Genomic DNA, 17,775 nt, shown 5'->3' on the forward strand with positions numbered 1-17,775 from the left:
AAAGGGGTTATTTATATTAGCCCCAGGTTTCCTACCTGGGAAAAATGTGGGACGGCAAGACCGCGAGACAAGAATTCCAACTTCCCTTCCTCCCGAAATCATAGCCCAAGGGTCCCCCCAAACGGGTCCTTCCACGCTTTCACCATTGACGCCCGGGGGTGACCCAGTCTATCGTCTTTAGCCCCATAAAAATTTTTCCTATTCACATCCCCAACTTTTTACCTCTGCTTTTTCGATGGAATCAACGAATATCCCGCACTTTCAGCGCTTGGTATCTTTTTGGGCATAAACACCCGGGGCTGCGCCAGAAGACTGGCTTACCCCGGGCTATAATATCCCGCGCTTTCAGCGCTAAAGAGGAGAGGTCAAGGCGCCATCAACCAGGGTAGGAAACCTTCGCTGACAGAGGTAAACCTTTCAGTTTATTTCAGGTGCTTATAGAGAGGGGCCCGTTCAATTTTCCAAGGCAGGAAAAGTTTCAGGATACCTGCCTATACCAACGCCTGGAAACGTCGATATAATACCCCAAAGGGGATTTCTATTTTAGCCCCATGGTTTCTTTACCTGGGGCGATTTGAGCGTTGAGCAGGAAAATGGAAAGACGGATAGTTGCTATTTTCTTTACACTATATTAGAACAGGTACGCCTCTCGACTACGCTCGAGGAACTGCTTAGGGCATGCTCGAGGAACTGCTTAAGTGCATTGTCAATAATACCCAGCCGAGGTGTAGACACATTCCTTCATTCCAAATTCCTCCCGCAATCATAGCCGAAGGGGCCCCCCAAACGGATCTTTACACGCTTTCACCATTGACGCCCGGGGGTGACCCAGTCTATCGCCTTTAGCCCCATAAAAATCTATCCTTTTATTTCTAATTAGCAATCGTCTTTTCTGAGCGAGGAACGATCTCAGTCTCCATGTGAGACAAAGAGAACTGCTGAAAACAAGTAGAAGGGTAGCCCATGCACATAGTAGTCATTAAACCCCATTTATGTGTGAGAGTATAACTGCCTCAATAACAGCCACTTATCTATGATTTGGCGACCTACAGTTCAAAAGTGGGGTGAATACACCTCAAGTGTATGCTTGGTAGAAATGGGAGGCAATACTATAAGTCATTGGTATAAAAGAAAATGTAAGCTTGGCGTATATCTTGCTTAAGGTGTTTGCCTTTCGATGATCACAGTTTCAATAAAGGTAAGCAAAATGGAACAACTCTCTAATCTTCAGGCTGTAATACTCTGTGGTGGGCAGGGCACCAGAATTCGCTCTGTAACAGAAAAAAGGCCAAAGCCTCTTATCGATATAGGCGGAAAACCTATACTTTGGCATATCATGAAAACCTACTCCTTTTACGGGGTGAGGAGCTTTGTGCTGTGTCTGGGGTATAAAGGTGAAATGATCGTTGATTACTTCGAGAATTATCACAGCCGCAACCATGATTTCACTATGAAAATCAATGACAAGGAGCAGAAGAAGTTCCATTACAATGGCTGCAAATGTGAGGACAGTGATGTTGATGATTGGGAGATAACATTCGCGCATACCGGAGAGGAAACAATGACCGGGGGCAGGCTAAAGCGCATAGAAAAACATATTGACACCGATCGCTTTTTCTGTACCTATGGTGATGGGTTATCTGATTTGGATTTAAGAGAACTGTACAGTACACACATTCAAAGCGGTAAAACCGCTACTCTTACCGGAGTTCATCTTCCCACTACTTTTGGGGTGGTTGAGACTACAGAGGATGGCACCGTTACCAGTTTCAGAGAGAAACCATCGCTTGCGGGGGTTATTAACGGTGGATACTTTGTTTTTGAAAAGGAGATATTTGACTACATAGAGGGTGATGCAACGGTACTTGAAGACAGACCCTTTAGAATACTTGTGCGTGATTCTAAGATAGGTATGTTTAAACATGAGGGGTTTTGGCACTGCATGGATACCTATAAGGATTACGAATCACTAAATACTATGTGGAAAAAACGTAAAGCTCCCTGGAGGATTTGGTAGGTATGAACGGCACTGATTTAGAAAAAATGTTTGGTTCTGTTTATAAGGGAAAAAAGGTGTTGGTTACGGGGCATAGCGGATTTAAAGGCTCCTGGCTTTCATTATGGCTCTGTGAAATGGGAGCTCAGGTAAGTGGCTATTCACTTACTTCTCCTACCACTCCAAACCATTACTCCCTTCTTGACATGGAAATTGATTCAACCACAGCAGATATTTTAGATAAAGAGAAACTGGGAAGAACAATAAGCAGGATAAAGCCCGATATAGTATTTCATCTCGCGGCACAGCCTCTGGTTCGTCTATCATACGATGAGCCGGTTGAGACATTTACCACCAATGTGATCGGTACTCTTAATGTACTCGATGAGTGCAGAAAAAGTGATTCTGTACAAGCCTGCGTTGTAGTTACCAGTGATAAAGTGTATGAGAACAGAGAATGGGTCTGGGGTTACAGGGAGACCGATCCTTTCGGTGGTTATGATCCTTATAGCGCTTCAAAGGGGTGCACTGAAGTCGCGGTGGCAAGTTATCGTCGTTCCTTTCTTAACCCTGACAAGTATGGGCAAAGTCATAATCTGCTTGTCGCTACCGCAAGGGCCGGCAATGTAATAGGAGGGGGTGACTGGGCTCTGGACAGACTTTTACCCGATGTAGTAAGGGCGGTTAGTAAAAAGGAGCCGGTAGTAATTCGCAATCCAGGCGCCATAAGACCATGGCAGCATGTGCTTGAGTGTCTTAGTGGCTATCTTCTTTTGGGTGAAAAACTTCTCAGAGGGAATGCCGGTTACGCTCAGGGTTGGAACTTTGGCCCCGAAGACAAAGATGCGCTTACGGTTGAGCAGGTAATGCTTGAAGTGGAAAAATCCTGGCCTGCTTTTAAATACACTATCGACGATCAACGCGATAATCATCCCCATGAAGCCAAATATCTTAAACTCGACTGTTCAAAGGCTAAAAATGCCTTGGGGTGGAAAACAGTCTGGGACGCGGAAAAGGCGATAAACACTGCTATCAGGTGGTACAAAAGTTTTTACGAAGTTGGAAAAGCAGATAGTGTAAATGATCTCTATGCATACATACAAGAGGCTGGTAACGGGGGCAACGCATGGGCACATTTTTAATCACCGGAGTGAATGGTTTTTTGGGCCATAGTGTATTGGAAGCGCTGCTTCGTACAGGTAATGACAAGATAATTGGAGTTGATATTCAGGAACAGGCGAAGGTAAGAGGTGAACCAACGCGCCTTACTTATAAAAGAGTTGATGTAGGGGATTCCGGATGCATAAAAGAGCTCATTGATCTTAAACCGGATACAGTGATTCACCTTGCCGGTGTTTTAGCAAAGAGTGAAGATGTCAGATCTCAGTTGGAATTATTTAAAGGCAATGAGGGATCAACTCACAATATGCTGCAGGTCGCGCGAGCCAACAGAAGTCACTTCCTGTTCTCTTCAACCGGACTTGTGTATGGTAACCAACCAGGTCCTTTTTTTGAGGACACCAGGGTTTCTCCTGAAGACTATTATTCTCTTTCAAAGTATTGTGCAGAAGAGATGGTACGTTTTTTCTCAATGAGGTATTCAATTCCCAGTACCATTTTTAGAATCGCGGTTCTTTATGGACCAGATCAAAAAGCTTCTATGTTTATCCCCTCTCTGGTGAGTGCAATAAATAATAACGAACAGTTTAAAATGACTGCCGGGGAGCAGAAGAGAGATTTTATTTACATCGATGATGTGGTCAGTGCCTTTTGTATGGCGGTTAGAAACAGTGTTACAGGACTGTATAATCTTGGAACGGGTAACGCTGTAAAAATGATTGATGCCGCGAACATGGCTATGAGCATTGCCCAAAAGAACGATCTGCTTAAAGTGGGAGCTTTGCCATACAGGGAAAAAGAGTCCTGGGAGTATAATCTTAATTCAGAAAAGTTTAAGAGAAGAACCGGGTGGAGCGCTGAGACTGATCTGAAAAGCGGGCTTGAGAAACTGTTAAAACTGAAAGCGTACTAATGATGAAGCTACGATTCATATTTCTACTTTTTACAGGACTAACGTTAGTCGTAACTCAGAGCTATGGACTCACGGATATAAATTTCAGGACTTCATACTCAAGAGATTTTCTTCCCACAGAAATCTACGATACTGAGTTAAAGATAAACCATCAGTTTAATTACAGGTTTTCACTGCTTGGCACTCTTCAGTATTTAAAGTATACACAACCCGAACACAAAGGGGTAGCAGACCTTGATGCAAATGTTTTAAGTGTGTTGGGTGGAATCGGTATGAATGTTATCCCGGGAATTTTTTGTGTTGATGCTCAATTAGGCGCAGATGTAATTCCTGGAAGCAGAACAATTCCCTCAGGGGTTATTGACTTGAACTATAGATCTGTACCTTTTACCGCTGGCAGTGATTTAAGTCTTTCACTATACCATACCGGTAGGATAGTCAGAGCAGATGCTATACTTAATGAAATTACCAACAGCGGTTTTACAGCAACGATTCAAAAAATTTTTAACGGAGGGGCAGCTGCTTTTAGTTATGGCCAGCACTATCTTGTTCCTGAAGAAAGTATGGTCGATACAACACATCTTTCGGAGCGACCCAGGGGCATTTGGAATCCCTACGATACACAGCTCAAATTAGAAACAAACCTGTTACAAAATGCAAGTGCCTATATTTACAAAAAAGTTGGGGGCTTATACCTGGGATACTCTTTTGCCTGGGAACACAGCAATCACGATCGGTACATGCTTACCGGGGAGAGTGATACATTATACACACAGGAACAGTCTTCGCAGCACAGACCCGGGGGTGGTGGTCCGGTAGTACAGGCATTAAGAAAACAGAGTTACTCATACTATCCCTATGAAACACCACTGCATGAGATCGCTCACAATATCATTATATCGGTACCATTCTCTGTAAGTGGATTTCATATTACACCCAAAGTGGAGTTCCCGTTGTACTCATCAAGAAGGTACAATTCCTATCCCGAATATCTTGATGGTTTTAACCTGGAACATTCAGAGAACTACCTCAAATATCAATCATCTTACACTCAGCGGTTTACAGCGCCGATGAATTTCGATGTTGAAGTTAAGTTTTCACCCTGGTCCACAGCAGAAATGGTTGTGGAATATAACTATTTTTCATTTCCCTACAAATCCTGGGGATATTTCAGTGACCAGAGGTATTATTTGAATACAGTTAGATTTTTGATCAATACATTTTTTTAATAACCGGGAGGTGCGGTAATTGTGAAGACTAAGACACTATACATTCTTATACTTATTAAGGTGCTGTTTGCTTTTTCTACTTCTGAATGTTTTAGTGACGCAGAGGAGCTGATGGATAGAGAAAAGTATTCTGAAGCTATCAATGTGCTTCAAGAGTGTGAAGAAGGACCAGAAGTCTCTAAACTTCTCGGTGAAGCGTACTTTGAGCTATTTATGGTTGATCAGGCTCTTGGTCACCTGAGAAAAGCGCTTGAATTTGACCCTTCAGATAAAGAGATTCGAATACGGTATGCTCGGGTACTTGCGTATAATCAGGAGTTCCGTGCTTCAATTGATGAATTTACAAGCCTTAAAGAGGAGTATCCCCAAAGCAGAGAGGTGCTTATGGGATTAGCAAAATCTTTGGGATGGGATAGAAAGTACAGAAGGGCAACTGAAATTTATGAATCGTTGCTTGAAAGTGATCCCGACGATTATGAGGTAATGCTTGAAATTGGAATACTGAGAGGTTGGGAAAGAAAGTACCGGGAAGCTGTTGCGGTATTCGACAAGATTATAGAGTTGCCTGATGCAGGAGATATAAAACTTTTGGCCAAAGTTAATAAGGCTGAGGTTTTGGGATGGCAAAGGAGATTTGATGATGCAATAGAAGAGTATAAAAAGGCTCTTTCAATCAATCCTGAATTAATTGATGCTTATCTTGGTTTGGGAACGATATACGAGTGGCAGGGCAAGTATAAAGAAGCGATAAAAAAGTATGAAGAAGCACTGTCGGTTGATCCTCAAAACTATGAGGTGAAGGCGAAACTTGAGCAACTTATGTGGGTAAGATAGGAGGAACAATTTTGCCAAAGGAAAAAGATCAGTATCAAATGAACCGAAACTTATTGGCTGTCGCACTGTTTACTGTAGCCTTATTACTTCTGGTTAATATCGTTATACAACTGTACCCAACAATACAGAGTGGAAACATCTCCGCGGTAGGGCATCACCACAGTTTTGAAGATGGTTCTTCTTACTACATATATACAATATTTGAGAGTAACGGAGATGTGTATCAGTGCTGGTGGGATGAGGAGAAATGGAACCAGAAAAAGGTAACAAACTATAAAAAAACTCCTGTAACAGGAGATGAACCAGGTGAGTGAAGTATTGGATACCACAGTTGTAGAAAGTAAAACAGATGTAAAGACTCAAACCCCTGTTAGAAAGTGTATTTCGGGATGTAGGGATACTGTTTCGTTAGTAGAGAGAGTTTGTCTTATTGCTCTAATAACCCTTGGAATAGAATCCGCACTGTTTTTTCTTTTCTGGTGGTTTGAACCTCAGCATAGAAGAAATAATCTGTTTTTTGTTTTCCTCAGTTTTGCGATTGGTTGGGGAGTATTTAGAACTGTTATCAATTGGTTCTATTTATTCTTTATTACCGGAACCAATCATAAGAAAGTGAAAGAGGGACTAAGTGTTGATGTGTTCACAACCGCGATGCCCGGGGAACCTTACGAGATGTTTGAGAAAACATTGAGTGCAATAGCAAAGATACAATACCCTCATACCAGTTATCTTCTTGACGGTGGAAATGATCCAAAGCTTCAAAAGCTTTGCCAAAAATTGGGTGTTATCCACCTTGATTGCAGCAAGGTTGAAGGTGCTAAAGCTGGGAAGGTAAACTATGCCATGCAACGATCCTCAGGGGAATATATACTGGTAATCGACCCTGATCATATTCCGGAAGATAACTTTTTCCATCAGGTGCTTGGTCATTTCGATGATCCACAGGTAGGTTTTGTGCAGGTTGTTCAGGGGTATTATAATCAAAGTGAAAGTTTTGTCGCACGGGCATCCGCTGAGCAGACGTATGATTTTTACGGGCCTACAATGATGGGGATGCAGGGGCTGGGTACGACCGTTGCCATAGGGGCTAACTGCACTTTCAGACGGTCGGCTTTGGAAAGTATTGGTGGTCACGCTGTACATTTAGCAGAAGATCTGGTGACATCGATACGTCTGCACGCTTCAGGGTGGAAGAGTGCTTATGTCCCGTACAAACTTACCTCTGGTTTGGCTCCTGGAGACCTGGGGGCATATTTTAAACAGCAGCTTAAATGGTGTACCGGAATGTTTGGGGCATTTAGCCAGGAAGTCTTGCCCAGGTTTAAAAAACTGAAATTTTCTCAAAAGCTTCATTACCTCTTTGCTGGTTCTTATTATTTAGAAGGGCTTGCAACCGCTATCACCTGTATTTTACCGATCATTTTTCTCTTTTTCGGTTTATGGGCTGTAGAAATGGAGTTTACAGAGTTTTTGATTCATTTGGCTCCCTATGCTCTCATGTGTCTGGTTATTAGTTGGTACGTTCAGCGTTGGTTTAGACATCCGGACGAAAAAGGGTTTTTGTGGCGTAGTATGGTACTAAAAAAAGGAACCTGGCCGATCTATATCATCGGGCTTATAAACTGGATAACACGACAGAAAGTTCCCTATCTTCCAACTCCTAAAAAAAAGGAGTGTAAAACATTTACCGGGCTTGTGATACCTCACCTTTTTATAGTTGTCCTTTCTGTTGCCGCAGTTGTTTACAGTATTTTAACTTACGATAGGATGGAGAGTGGGGTTTGGGTCATGATTTTCTTTGCAGTATGTAATGTAATCCTCATGCTGCCGGTTGTAGTTATTGCTCACTCTCAGTGGTTTACATCAAAAGGTGGGTCCAATGAATAAAAAGTACACTGTAGCCGGTTTAACAGTTTTATATTGTAGCTTTTTGGCGGTACTGTTTCTAGGTGTGCTTGAGTTTGAGAAATTTGCCCGAAACTGGTACTTTGAAAATATAACCCGAAGAAATGTTGTAGAAATTAATTCAGTTGATATAAACGAATGTGTACTTGGCATATACAGGCCTGAGTTGCCTTATGTGTTTTCAAAAACCGAGGAGATTGAAGAAGGAATAGGTGAGCAGTTTAATATCATCTCCTTTTATCAGGCCTGGGGAGATGGTGAAGGACACACTTTTCCAATGGCTCTTATGGAGCATGTTCATCAAAGCAACAGAGTGCCTATGCTCACATGGGAGCCCTGGGTTAACAGGTTTCACAGTGATTATCTTCGTCCCATGCCACAAAGAGAAATCGGATTGGTGAGGGACATTGCAGATGGTGTGTATGATGCGTACATAGAGCAGTGGGCCAAAGGTGCTGTGAGATGGGGAAAACCATTTTTTCTCAGGTTCGCGCACGAGATGTCAAACCCCCAGTATCCATGGTCACCAGATAACAAAAATACAGAAGAAGATTTTATCGATGCATGGATCCATGTGCGTTCAATATTCGCTTCTGTTGGAGCAACCAACGCTATATGGGTATGGAGCCCCTATAAGGTTGGAGACATAAAATATTATCCGGGGGATGACTATGTCGACTGGGTGGCTCTTGATATATTTAACTACGGCGATCTTATTCAGGGTAATCAATGGGCACGATGGCTTACATTCGATCAACTGCTTACCCCTATATACCTTGAACTGGAGGACATTGACAAACCTTTTATGATTGCTGAAGTGGGGTCGGTTGCCATGGGAGGAAGCAGGGAAGTATGGTATAGGGAGATGTTTGAACAGATCACCAATAAATTCAAAAAAATCAGGGCCGTGATTTTCTTTGATAACCCTGCAGACAGGACCTCTGGAAGAAAAATCGACTGGGCTTTAAATGAATACGATATTGAAGAGATCAGAGGTGTACTTCCATCCACCTGTTTCACTTTCCTGGGCAATTATAAATATTCACTGACAAAATAGCGGGAGTGAGCATATGAAAAATAATTTAGTGTATGTTACTTTTTACCTTATATTCACTATAGCAAATGCTGCATCTAACAACATAACACATACTGTACTTCATGAAAATATGGTTTTGCAGGATGTCCCTGGTATTTATGGCAACTATGTCTATTTTCAGGACTGGAGAAGTTTCTACGATATTTCTAAATTAAATCACCAAACAGGTTCTTCTGTGCAGGTTAGGCAAGGTACTAAATTGTTATACCCTCTTGTTTTTGGAGGAGAAATGTTCGCCTGGATAGACTATACAGAATCAAATGGTTTTGGAATGGGACCCGGGGAAACGAACAATGTATCATACTATGTAAAAATTCACAAGCTCAACACCGGTGAAGAGGTTACCGTTACTACTGATGCGGCTTACAAAGAACATATCGCGGTGTACGGCCAAAAGGTTGTCTGGACCGACTACAGGCACTTTTCTCCTGGGGATACTACAGTTGAAATTTATATGTATGATGTGGATCAGGGAGTAGAACGAAGAATAACCACTGCTGCAGGTTATAAATCAAATCCCCACATTCATGAAAACAGAATAGTATGGCAGGATTATAGAAATGGTAGCTCTGATATCTACCTCTATGATCTAACTACTAATCAGGAAATTGCGATTACAAATAATCGATTTCATCAGGCTAATCCGTTTATTTACAACTCAAAAATTGTTTGGGAGGATAATCGAAACGGCGCAGGAGATCCCGACAATTTCGATATCTACCTTTTTGACCTAGAAACAACCTCTGAAAATCAGATTTACACTGGCAGCGGGTATCAGGGATCTCCACAGATTTCAGAACAGCTTGTTGTGTGGCAGGACTTTGGACTTAACGGAGATGATGATGCATCAAATTCTCAGATAGTTGCACTCAATCTAAACACAAAAGAAAAAATATTGGTTAGTGAAAATATGGCTGGTTATATGGGAGAGCCTCGGTTATGGGAAAATGTAGTTGTGTGGCAAAACTACAATGATGGGAATTTGTGGAAAGCTGAAGTTGAAAATGTTCAGAGCAGTATCTCTGTCAACCGTAACAGAAACATACCAGCCGCTCAGAGATCAATTTCAAATTACACTATCTATGATTTGTCCGGCAGGAAGATAGATCAAAGAAGTGCTTCGGGTGTGTTTCTTAAAACCGGACAGAGTAAAAGTATAAAAATAAGAGCAGTAAAATAATCTGATCACTCATAATGAATGCTTCAGGGGTCCTTTTGCCCTTCTAATGTTACTTATAACACAATACATGACTATGTCTCAATAATATAGTCAGAGAGGGTAGTCATGTAGATTTTGCATGTATTAGGGAAAAGTACCGGGTGGTTTGGAAGCAAAGTTACCAATGAAGGTTCTTGTTTAATCATTAGGACTCATTTAGCATAGGGCAGGAGACACCATGCTAAGGTCGTGATGGCCTATCGGGGTATTTTATTGCTGTGCCGATGCATTTTGCTATTGCGTGTAGTTTTTTGGAGGATGGGAAATTGGTGTAATTTTCACCAAATCAGCCCTGCAAGAGTGTACCATGTCACTTAACATCCAAAGGCGTCCAAAAAAGAAAAATTTATCCTCTACTCACCCTCACCCTCTTTATCCGGAACCACTCGGGTAATCATAGATGTTTTGCGCCCAAGCGAATCGTAGGTGTATTCGGTGTAGTTGGTGAGAACAAAGCCGTCTTCAAGGTTTGGGTAGTTTTTAAGGCTGAAAAAGTAGATTCTTTCTACCTGGTTGTGTTCAGTATAAGTGTAAAAATTAAACCGTATAACATCACCCTGGTTAGAGTAGATTCCTAAACTGTATTCATATTCCCGTTTCTGAAAGGGGGTATAGGTGTAAAGTTTAATTATGAATGGATCTTTATCTGGTTCTTTTATGTATTCAGCACATAAGCTATCGAAAGGAGTAATATAGTACCATCTAATATCATTGAATTTAGGCTTACCATTACGAATTTCAATAGATTCAATATATTCATCTTTAGGAGTAAAGGTAAATTCAACACCACTGAATTCTTCATCATCGCGGCACTTTCTCTTTTCACTCTTGCGCTGACCCGAGGGAGTACTTTCGAGCTCTATCTGACAGTCCCTAATTAAATCAAAGCGTGTTTCTCTTTGGTAATCGTTTGAGACAATTATACGATAGTTGCTGGTAGTATCAAAATCTTCCTGAGAAATGGAAACGCTATTTATAAAAATTGAATCATTACGGTGTAAATGTTTCTCAAATCGCTTGTTTGATGGAAAACCCTCAATATTCAGTAACCTAAAAACACTATCAATCTTTTCAGAATCATCTTTATAGAAATAAAACCAACTGTCACTTCTATGTATATGGTTAGAAACATCAAGCATCTCATAGGTAACTTCAGGCAAATTAAGATCGTGTTTTTGAATAAAGTGATCAGAGTTAAACTTTTTTTGTGACATCACCATCGTAGTTACCAATAAAACAATTAAAGTTATCTTCATTATCTGTACCTCAGTAATAGTATTGGTTTATGAGTTTGGATGCATGTTCTTTAAACGTCTCAAAATCAAACGCGTATATGATTTTTGTGTTGTTATAGTATTTTGGATACCGATCTAACAGAAAAAGTTTTGATTTTCCGGTAAGTGCTTCAACATATTCTATCTGCCCCTTTAGTTTTTCAATCAGATTGTTTATTTAAGGATATATTGGGTATTCTCTGTTGCGTGCCCATTTTATATGAAGTGCCTGATCCGGCATCGGAACAAAACGGTCACTGTTTTGTCGAATCAACAAGAGATCACCTACTCACTCTCTCCCTCTTTATCCGGAACCACTCGGGTAATCATGGAAGTTTTGCGCCCAAGCGAATCGTAGGTGTATTCGGTGTAGTTGGTGAGAACAAAGCCGTCTTCGGGAACAGTGAATTGCTTTAATCTGAAAAAGTAGATCCTGTGCAATTGTTTGTTGTTATTGTAGGTGTAGTAATTAAATCGAACTACCTGGTTTATATTGGTACGGGTATCAAAATCAAATGAAAATTGTCTTCTATTGAAAGGTGTGTATGTGAATAGCCCTAAAAGGAGAGGTGGGGTATTGGAGCTAACTGTGTATTCTGCAACAACGCTGTCAAATGGGGTAAAATAATACCAGCGTATTAGACTTGAGTCTATTTTGTTGTCTCTAAACCGTATAGATTGGACAAATTCCTCTTTAGGGGTAAAAGAAAATCTAACACCACTGAATTCTTCATCATCGGGACATTTTCTCTTTTCACTCTTGCGCTGACCCCATGAATTGTAGGTAACAAGAGTAGAGCATCTGTTTTGGTGGTTTATGTATAATATACTGTTATCATAACGAATTTCGTGGTAGTTACTGGTAGTATCAAGGTCTTCCTTAGATATCGAGACGCTATTTATAAAACTTGAATCATTACGGTGTAAGTAGTCCTCATATCGTTTATTGGGTGGAAAACCTTCAATATTAAGAAACCTAAAAACGCTGTCAACCATATCAGAATCATCTTTATAGAAATAAAACCAACTATCACTCTTATGTGTATGGTTAGAAACATCAAGCATCTCATCAGTAACTTTAGGCAGATTGAGGTCGTGCTTTTGGATAAAGTGGTCTGGATCAAACTTTTTTTGCGCGATCACAATCGTAGTCAGCAGGAAAATTACTATAGTTATCTTCATAATCTGTACCTCAGTAATAGTATTGATGTATAAGTTTGGATGCATGTTTTTTGAACGTTTCGAAATCAAAAACGTATATGATTTTTGTGTTGTTATAGTATTTTGGATATCGGTCTAACAGAAATAGTTTTGATTTTCCGGTAAGTGCTTCTTTGTACTCTATCTGGCCTTTCAGCTTTTCAATCAGATTATCGATCTGTGTACTTAAAGATACATTGGGTATTTCCCTGTTTCGTGCCCACTTAATATGAAGTGCCTGATCCGGCATCGGAACAAAACGTTCACTGTTTTGTCCAATCAACAAGAGATCACCTACTCACTCTCTCCCTCTTTATCCGGAACCACTCGGGTAATCATAGATGTTTTGCGCCCAAGCGAATCGTAGGTGTATTCGGTGTAGTTGGTAAGAACAAAGCCGTCTTCGGGAATAGTGAATTGCTTTAATCTGAAAAAGTAGATCCTGTGCAATCGTTTGTTGTTATTGTACGTATAGTAATTAAATCGAACTACCTGGTTTATATTGGTACGGGTATCAAAATCAAATGAAAATTGTCTTCTATTGAAAGGTGTGTATGTGAATAGACCTAAAAGGAGAGGTGGGGTATTGGGGCTAACTGTGTATTCTGCAACAACGCTGTCAAATGGGGTAAAATAATACCAGCGTATTAGACTTGAGTCTATTTTGTTGTCTCTAAACCGTATAGATTCGACAAATTCCTCTTTAGGGGTAAAAGAAAATCTAACACCACTGAATTCTTCATCATCGGGACATTTTCTCTTTTCACTCTTGCGCTGACCCCAGGCATTGTAGGTAACAAGAGTAGAGCAATTGGTCTTAGGATAGACATAGATTATTTTATTGTTGTACTTTATTTCAAGATAATTATTAGTTGTATCAAAACTTGTTTGCGATATTGATATTGCTTGTATGATAATGGTGTCTTCATGCGAGTGATGTTTTTCGAAGCTCTTACTTGCAGGAAAACCTTCAATATTAAGGTATCTAAAAACACTGTCAACATTATCAGATTCATCTTTATAGAAATAATACCAACTATCACTCTTGTGTGTATGGTTAGAAATATCAACCATACTATCGGTAACTTCAGGCAAATGTAGGTTATGTTTTTGAATAAAGTGCTCAGGGTTAAATTTTTTTTGTCCCATCACCACCGTAGTTACCAATAAAACAATTAAAGTTATCTTCATTATATGTACCTCAGTAATAGTATTGATGTAAAAGTTTTGATGCATGTTCTTTAAACGTCTCAAAATCAAAAGCGTATATAATTTTTGTGTTGTTATAGTATTTTGGATACCGGTCTAACAGAAAAAGTTTTCCTTTTCCGGTAAGTGCTTCTTTGTACTCTATCTGCCCCTTCAGTTTTTCGATCAGATTATCGAATTGTTTATTTAAGGAGATATGGGGTATTCCCCTGTTGCGTGCCCATTCTCTATAAAGCGCTTCTTCTGACATCTGAACATAACGATCTCTGTTTTCCCGAATCCACTGATCTCTTCTTTGCTTCTCCTCTTTCCACAATGAACCGATCTCTTCAAGCGCACAGAGCATCTCGGCAAGGGTATTCTGGTAGCGTATATCAGGATCGGTTCTTACCCCAAACCTGTCATAGGTCTTTAGATCTTCATTAAAATAGGTGATTATAGAGCTGTCAGTATTGAAATGTTCGGTAGTTTTGAAGATAATCTCATCTATATTGAAGTCAGTTTCCCTACGGTTTAGAATGTTAAACAGTTCTGTGATTTTATTTACTGAATCGACATCAATATCCTGAACACCGGGAACATCGTCTTTGTATCCTAGCAAACTCCTGATATCATCCATGGCATCAAGAGTAACACTGCATGCATTCCGTGCGCCTTTCACTCCCACACAAAGAATCCGTAGCAGCGCAAAAAACTCCATCGTCGCATTGGTATTCCCTAGTTGGTTTAAAAACAATATAAATTGGTCGGTGTTGCCTATCATGCCCCCGTTTATTCCGGCAATGGCTCTTTGGGTCATCTCTCTTATGTAGTTACGGTTCCGGTGAAGCACCGCGAGTGAATCCACATGGCTTCTGATCGCTTTAAATGAATTAATGGTGCCAAAAACATTCCCCAAAACCGCACCGGACTGACGTGAAGATGATCTGACCAGTGCCTCCATCACATCCGGAGTGGTGATTTTTGATACTACGTTTCTGTATCTGCAACTATACAACATCCTTACCGTATTAGCAGAGCCATTTCGGTACGCCCGTGCAACCCGGGAAAGCCTCAGAAAACTTCCGTAGGTAACCACACTGCCAAATATCTGCAACAATCCATCAAAGGTATTCCCCTGAATGAGCCGCAACGCTCCGGTTACAACTCCAGCACCAGGAAGCAGTGCCATAATCTGAACAGCGGGATTGTTAAGAAACTCATCTATTCTTTGGTTGCGCTCTATAATCTGAGAATAGGTGGTTATCTGTTCGATATACTCCGCGGGTGGATAGGCATCCATCTTTAAATACTGTGCTATAGTTTGTTCAAGGTCATTTAACTTGTCTACATAAGGCTTTATAAATGTATTTGTATAGGTTACAATCTGATCCCATTCAACTCTTTGACCACTTTCCATCTGTTCTAAATACCGGATCGCGTCCTTGTAGTTGGCAAGTACCTCATAATATTCGTTCACCGCACGAATATGCTGAAAATAGGGGTTATTTGAGGTCTTTACAAGATGTTCTATTTTCTCCAGTGCCTGTTCTACTGTCTTTGTCTCTCTCTCAATTACAGCGGTAAGTGAACTATTGTGATCATAAGTTCTGGCAGGAGGAGCAAAGGACTCCCAATCAGACATGCCATTTAAGAGGGTGGTGCAGTGCAGCAGATTTAAATCATCCAGTTCCGTCCGTGTATGGAGCATCTGTAGCAACTGCTCGTAAGAGTACTCTCCAAGAAAATAGGACACCGCACTGTGGGAGCTGCCCAGATAGGTTCCGTCCTGGTTTTCCAGTATAAACCCAATCTGAAACTTCCCATCTGCTGAGGGTTCTGTTTTGGTCCCTATGACCACCGGAAAGGTGGGAGCTTTGGTGTCGTTGTCTGCCCTGTTAAGCACAGTATCAGATTCGTTACAAAACGTAATAAGAAAAAATGGATAGAGTGGCGTTTGAGCCCAGTCTACGGGCTTTTGCGGTTTCATGGAGGAGAAGATAAATTGCCCGCCGCGGTGTTCAAGTTCGCCCTCAAACACCGCGACTGTCTTGTCTGCCTTACTTTCATTAACGATACAGTTGGTTTCATTGAAATCATTTTCAAGCTCAAGTATTTTTACCCGCACCGCTTGCTTTTCGCCTCTCGGTATAGGAGTGCAATGCTTAACAAACAGTCGCATGACATCACCATTTGAAGTGATCAGGTCGGAATCAAGAAAACCGCTGAAATCCACCGGGTTAGCAGTATTGCGCTTTTTAAGAACAACCTTAATAGTCATTGTGCGCCTCCCTCTTTTGTGTCGGGAGCCGTAACGATAACGGGTTGAACGGGATAAGGGCCATTTCCGGCAATCCAGTTCAGTGTATGCGTAACAACGTGTCCTTCGTATTCACACTGTAAACTTAGGGCAGTCTGAGTGATCCCCGATACCTCGAGCGTTCCGTCGCTGAGAGTGTCATTAAACAGCTCTTCAGTATCGGTTTTTAGAATAGCTTTAACTCCCTGAACACTTCTGTTACAGTTGTCGATAACTGTAACTAACACCCCGCCTCTGATATCACCCTCTGCGGGCATCTCTAAAACCGGGCTGTTTATAGTATTTTCTCCCCGCGTATGGGAGATGTTTTTAATGCTATAGGAGCAGGGGGTCATAGGATCTTTTCTCCATGCATTGTAATGCCGGTTGCCAACAAACCACAGGTGTTCGATATTTATCAGCGCAGTGCCATCACTGTCAAGTTCGCCTGTTACCTCCTGGCACAGATCCTCCTCCTCGCCATCAAAAGTACAAAATAGTTTACCTCTAAGTTTTACTCTGATTGTCTCCATTAGAAACTCAGCATTCACCTTAAGAAAGCACTGATCGTTGTGGCAAAAACCATTTGGTCCAGGGATCCACTCTGCGAAAAGAAGACGGACCTCGGGTTCGGGTGGCTCCTCGTTTGTTTGATCACCTTCAACCCCGGTGATAAATTTAGGTGGTTCTTCCGGTTGGTCTTCATTTTTGCTTTCTTTTCGTTTTACCGGAGGCGGCGCGACACTCCAGTCAAGGTCCGCGTGGGTTAAGGACATGGGTAATCCTTTGTGGTGTTCAGGTGTTTGGGAGCATAAATAAGTTATATGACTGATTCTATGGTGAATTAACAGTAATATAATTAAGGAAGACAGAAGGGGAGGAATAAATTTGAGACCCAATCAGCCAGGGTAGGAAACCCTTCACTGATAGAGGAAAACCCTTCAGGTTATGATAGAGATAGTACCGTGTTATCTTCTAAAGCTGAAAGGATTTTGGTTTATTTACCAACACCAAAGCCCGGTACGACGATGTAATACCCCAAAGCCCAGGGTAGAAGAAACCCTGGGCTAATATAACAAAACCTTTCAGGTTATTATATCTACATTCACAAGGTTTTGGGTTAAGGCAGCGATAATTGCTGTGTGATCAAATCATTATAATCATGGCATTTACATCCTGCCCAAAAACAAACATTCGGAACTTCGATAGAATACCCCAAAGGGGTTATTTATATTAGCCCCGGGTTTCCTACCCGGGGCGGTTTTCTGGGGCGGATTCTCTACCTGGGGCGATCTGGCATCTTCTAAGGCAGGAAGATTTCTGGAATACCTGACCAATCTGTGGTTTCCCTTCCTCCCGCGATTACAACCCAAGGGTCCCCCCAAATGGATCCCTGGCCTCCGTAGCTACAGCGTAGGAGGCCCCTCCCTTAATCAGAAATTCTCATATCAGAGCGTAAATTTAGTATATTGTCACAGATATCTTTTTTATTCCAAACCGCTT

General features: G+C 41.3%; 15 protein-coding genes. 9 read left to right on the forward strand and 6 right to left on the reverse strand.

Going from position 1 to position 17,775, the window contains the following annotated elements; translation table 11 throughout:
- Positions 1 to 1,177 precede the first annotated feature (1,177 nt).
- Genes QA601_12525 through QA601_12565 form a run of 9 tightly spaced genes read left to right on the forward strand, consistent with a single transcriptional unit; the run spans position 1,178 to position 10,272 of the window.
- The gene (locus QA601_12525; GenBank protein ID MDG5815908.1) at positions 1,178 to 2,017 is read left to right on the forward strand and encodes a glucose-1-phosphate cytidylyltransferase; all 840 of its coding nucleotides are present in this window, start codon (positions 1,178 to 1,180) and stop codon (positions 2,015 to 2,017) included.
- Between the two features lie 2 nt (positions 2,018 to 2,019).
- The gene (gene rfbG, locus QA601_12530) at positions 2,020 to 3,138 is read left to right on the forward strand and encodes a CDP-glucose 4,6-dehydratase (protein MDG5815909.1); all 1,119 of its coding nucleotides are present in this window, start codon (positions 2,020 to 2,022) and stop codon (positions 3,136 to 3,138) included.
- The gene (locus QA601_12535) at positions 3,123 to 4,028 is read left to right on the forward strand and encodes an NAD(P)-dependent oxidoreductase (GenBank protein MDG5815910.1); all 906 of its coding nucleotides are present in this window, start codon (positions 3,123 to 3,125) and stop codon (positions 4,026 to 4,028) included. The genes rfbG and QA601_12535 overlap by 16 nt, the downstream gene beginning before the upstream one ends.
- Entirely contained in the window at positions 4,028 to 5,257 is a 1,230-nt protein-coding gene (locus tag QA601_12540; GenBank protein ID MDG5815911.1) for a hypothetical protein, read from the forward strand. The genes QA601_12535 and QA601_12540 overlap by 1 nt, the downstream gene beginning before the upstream one ends.
- A gap of 21 nt (positions 5,258 to 5,278) precedes the next feature.
- On the forward strand, positions 5,279 to 6,091 hold the full coding sequence (locus tag QA601_12545) for a tetratricopeptide repeat protein (GenBank protein ID MDG5815912.1): 813 nt from the start codon (positions 5,279 to 5,281) through the stop codon (positions 6,089 to 6,091).
- A gap of 11 nt (positions 6,092 to 6,102) precedes the next feature.
- A complete protein-coding gene (locus tag QA601_12550) occupies positions 6,103 to 6,405 on the forward strand; it encodes a hypothetical protein (protein MDG5815913.1) in 303 nt (100 codons plus the stop codon).
- Positions 6,398 to 7,978 carry a glycosyltransferase family 2 protein gene (locus QA601_12555; protein ID MDG5815914.1) on the forward strand — a complete coding sequence of 527 codons (1,581 nt, stop codon included), beginning with the start codon at positions 6,398 to 6,400 and terminating at the stop codon, positions 7,976 to 7,978. Before QA601_12550 ends, QA601_12555 begins: the two co-directional genes overlap by 8 nt.
- Positions 7,971 to 9,053, forward strand: coding sequence for a glycosyl hydrolase (locus QA601_12560; GenBank protein MDG5815915.1), 1,083 nt, complete (start codon positions 7,971 to 7,973; stop codon positions 9,051 to 9,053). Before QA601_12555 ends, QA601_12560 begins: the two co-directional genes overlap by 8 nt.
- Positions 9,054 to 9,066: 13 nt before the next feature.
- Positions 9,067 to 10,272, forward strand: coding sequence for a hypothetical protein (locus tag QA601_12565; protein ID MDG5815916.1), 1,206 nt, complete (start codon positions 9,067 to 9,069; stop codon positions 10,270 to 10,272).
- 392 nt (positions 10,273 to 10,664) lie between these two features.
- Here the strand turns inward: QA601_12565 and QA601_12570 are convergent, their stop codons facing one another.
- The 6 genes from QA601_12570 to QA601_12595 form a co-directional block, all read right to left on the reverse strand.
- On the reverse strand, positions 10,665 to 11,567 hold the full coding sequence (locus QA601_12570) for a hypothetical protein (protein ID MDG5815917.1): 903 nt from the start codon (positions 11,565 to 11,567) through the stop codon (positions 10,665 to 10,667).
- 303 nt (positions 11,568 to 11,870) lie between these two features.
- The gene (locus QA601_12575; GenBank protein ID MDG5815918.1) at positions 11,871 to 12,767 is read right to left on the reverse strand and encodes a hypothetical protein; all 897 of its coding nucleotides are present in this window, start codon (positions 12,765 to 12,767) and stop codon (positions 11,871 to 11,873) included.
- A 10-nt stretch (positions 12,768 to 12,777) separates the two neighbouring features.
- On the reverse strand, positions 12,778 to 13,068 hold the full coding sequence (locus QA601_12580) for a hypothetical protein (GenBank protein ID MDG5815919.1): 291 nt from the start codon (positions 13,066 to 13,068) through the stop codon (positions 12,778 to 12,780).
- A gap of 11 nt (positions 13,069 to 13,079) precedes the next feature.
- Positions 13,080 to 13,976: a hypothetical protein gene (locus tag QA601_12585; protein ID MDG5815920.1), complete on the reverse strand. Its 897-nt coding sequence runs from the start codon at positions 13,974 to 13,976 to the stop codon at positions 13,080 to 13,082.
- Positions 13,977 to 13,986: 10 nt separating this feature from the next.
- Positions 13,987 to 16,254 (reverse strand): hypothetical protein, encoded by a 2,268-nt coding sequence (locus tag QA601_12590; protein ID MDG5815921.1) that lies wholly within the window; start codon positions 16,252 to 16,254, stop codon positions 13,987 to 13,989.
- Complete coding sequence (locus tag QA601_12595) at positions 16,251 to 17,048, reverse strand: hypothetical protein (GenBank protein ID MDG5815922.1); 798 nt, start codon at positions 17,046 to 17,048, stop codon at positions 16,251 to 16,253. The genes QA601_12590 and QA601_12595 overlap by 4 nt, the downstream gene beginning before the upstream one ends.
- Between the last annotated feature and the right edge of the window lie 727 nt (positions 17,049 to 17,775).

Source organism: Chitinispirillales bacterium ANBcel5 (assembly GCA_029688955.1).
Lineage (GTDB): Bacteria > Fibrobacterota > Chitinivibrionia > Chitinivibrionales > Chitinispirillaceae > Cellulosispirillum > Cellulosispirillum alkaliphilum.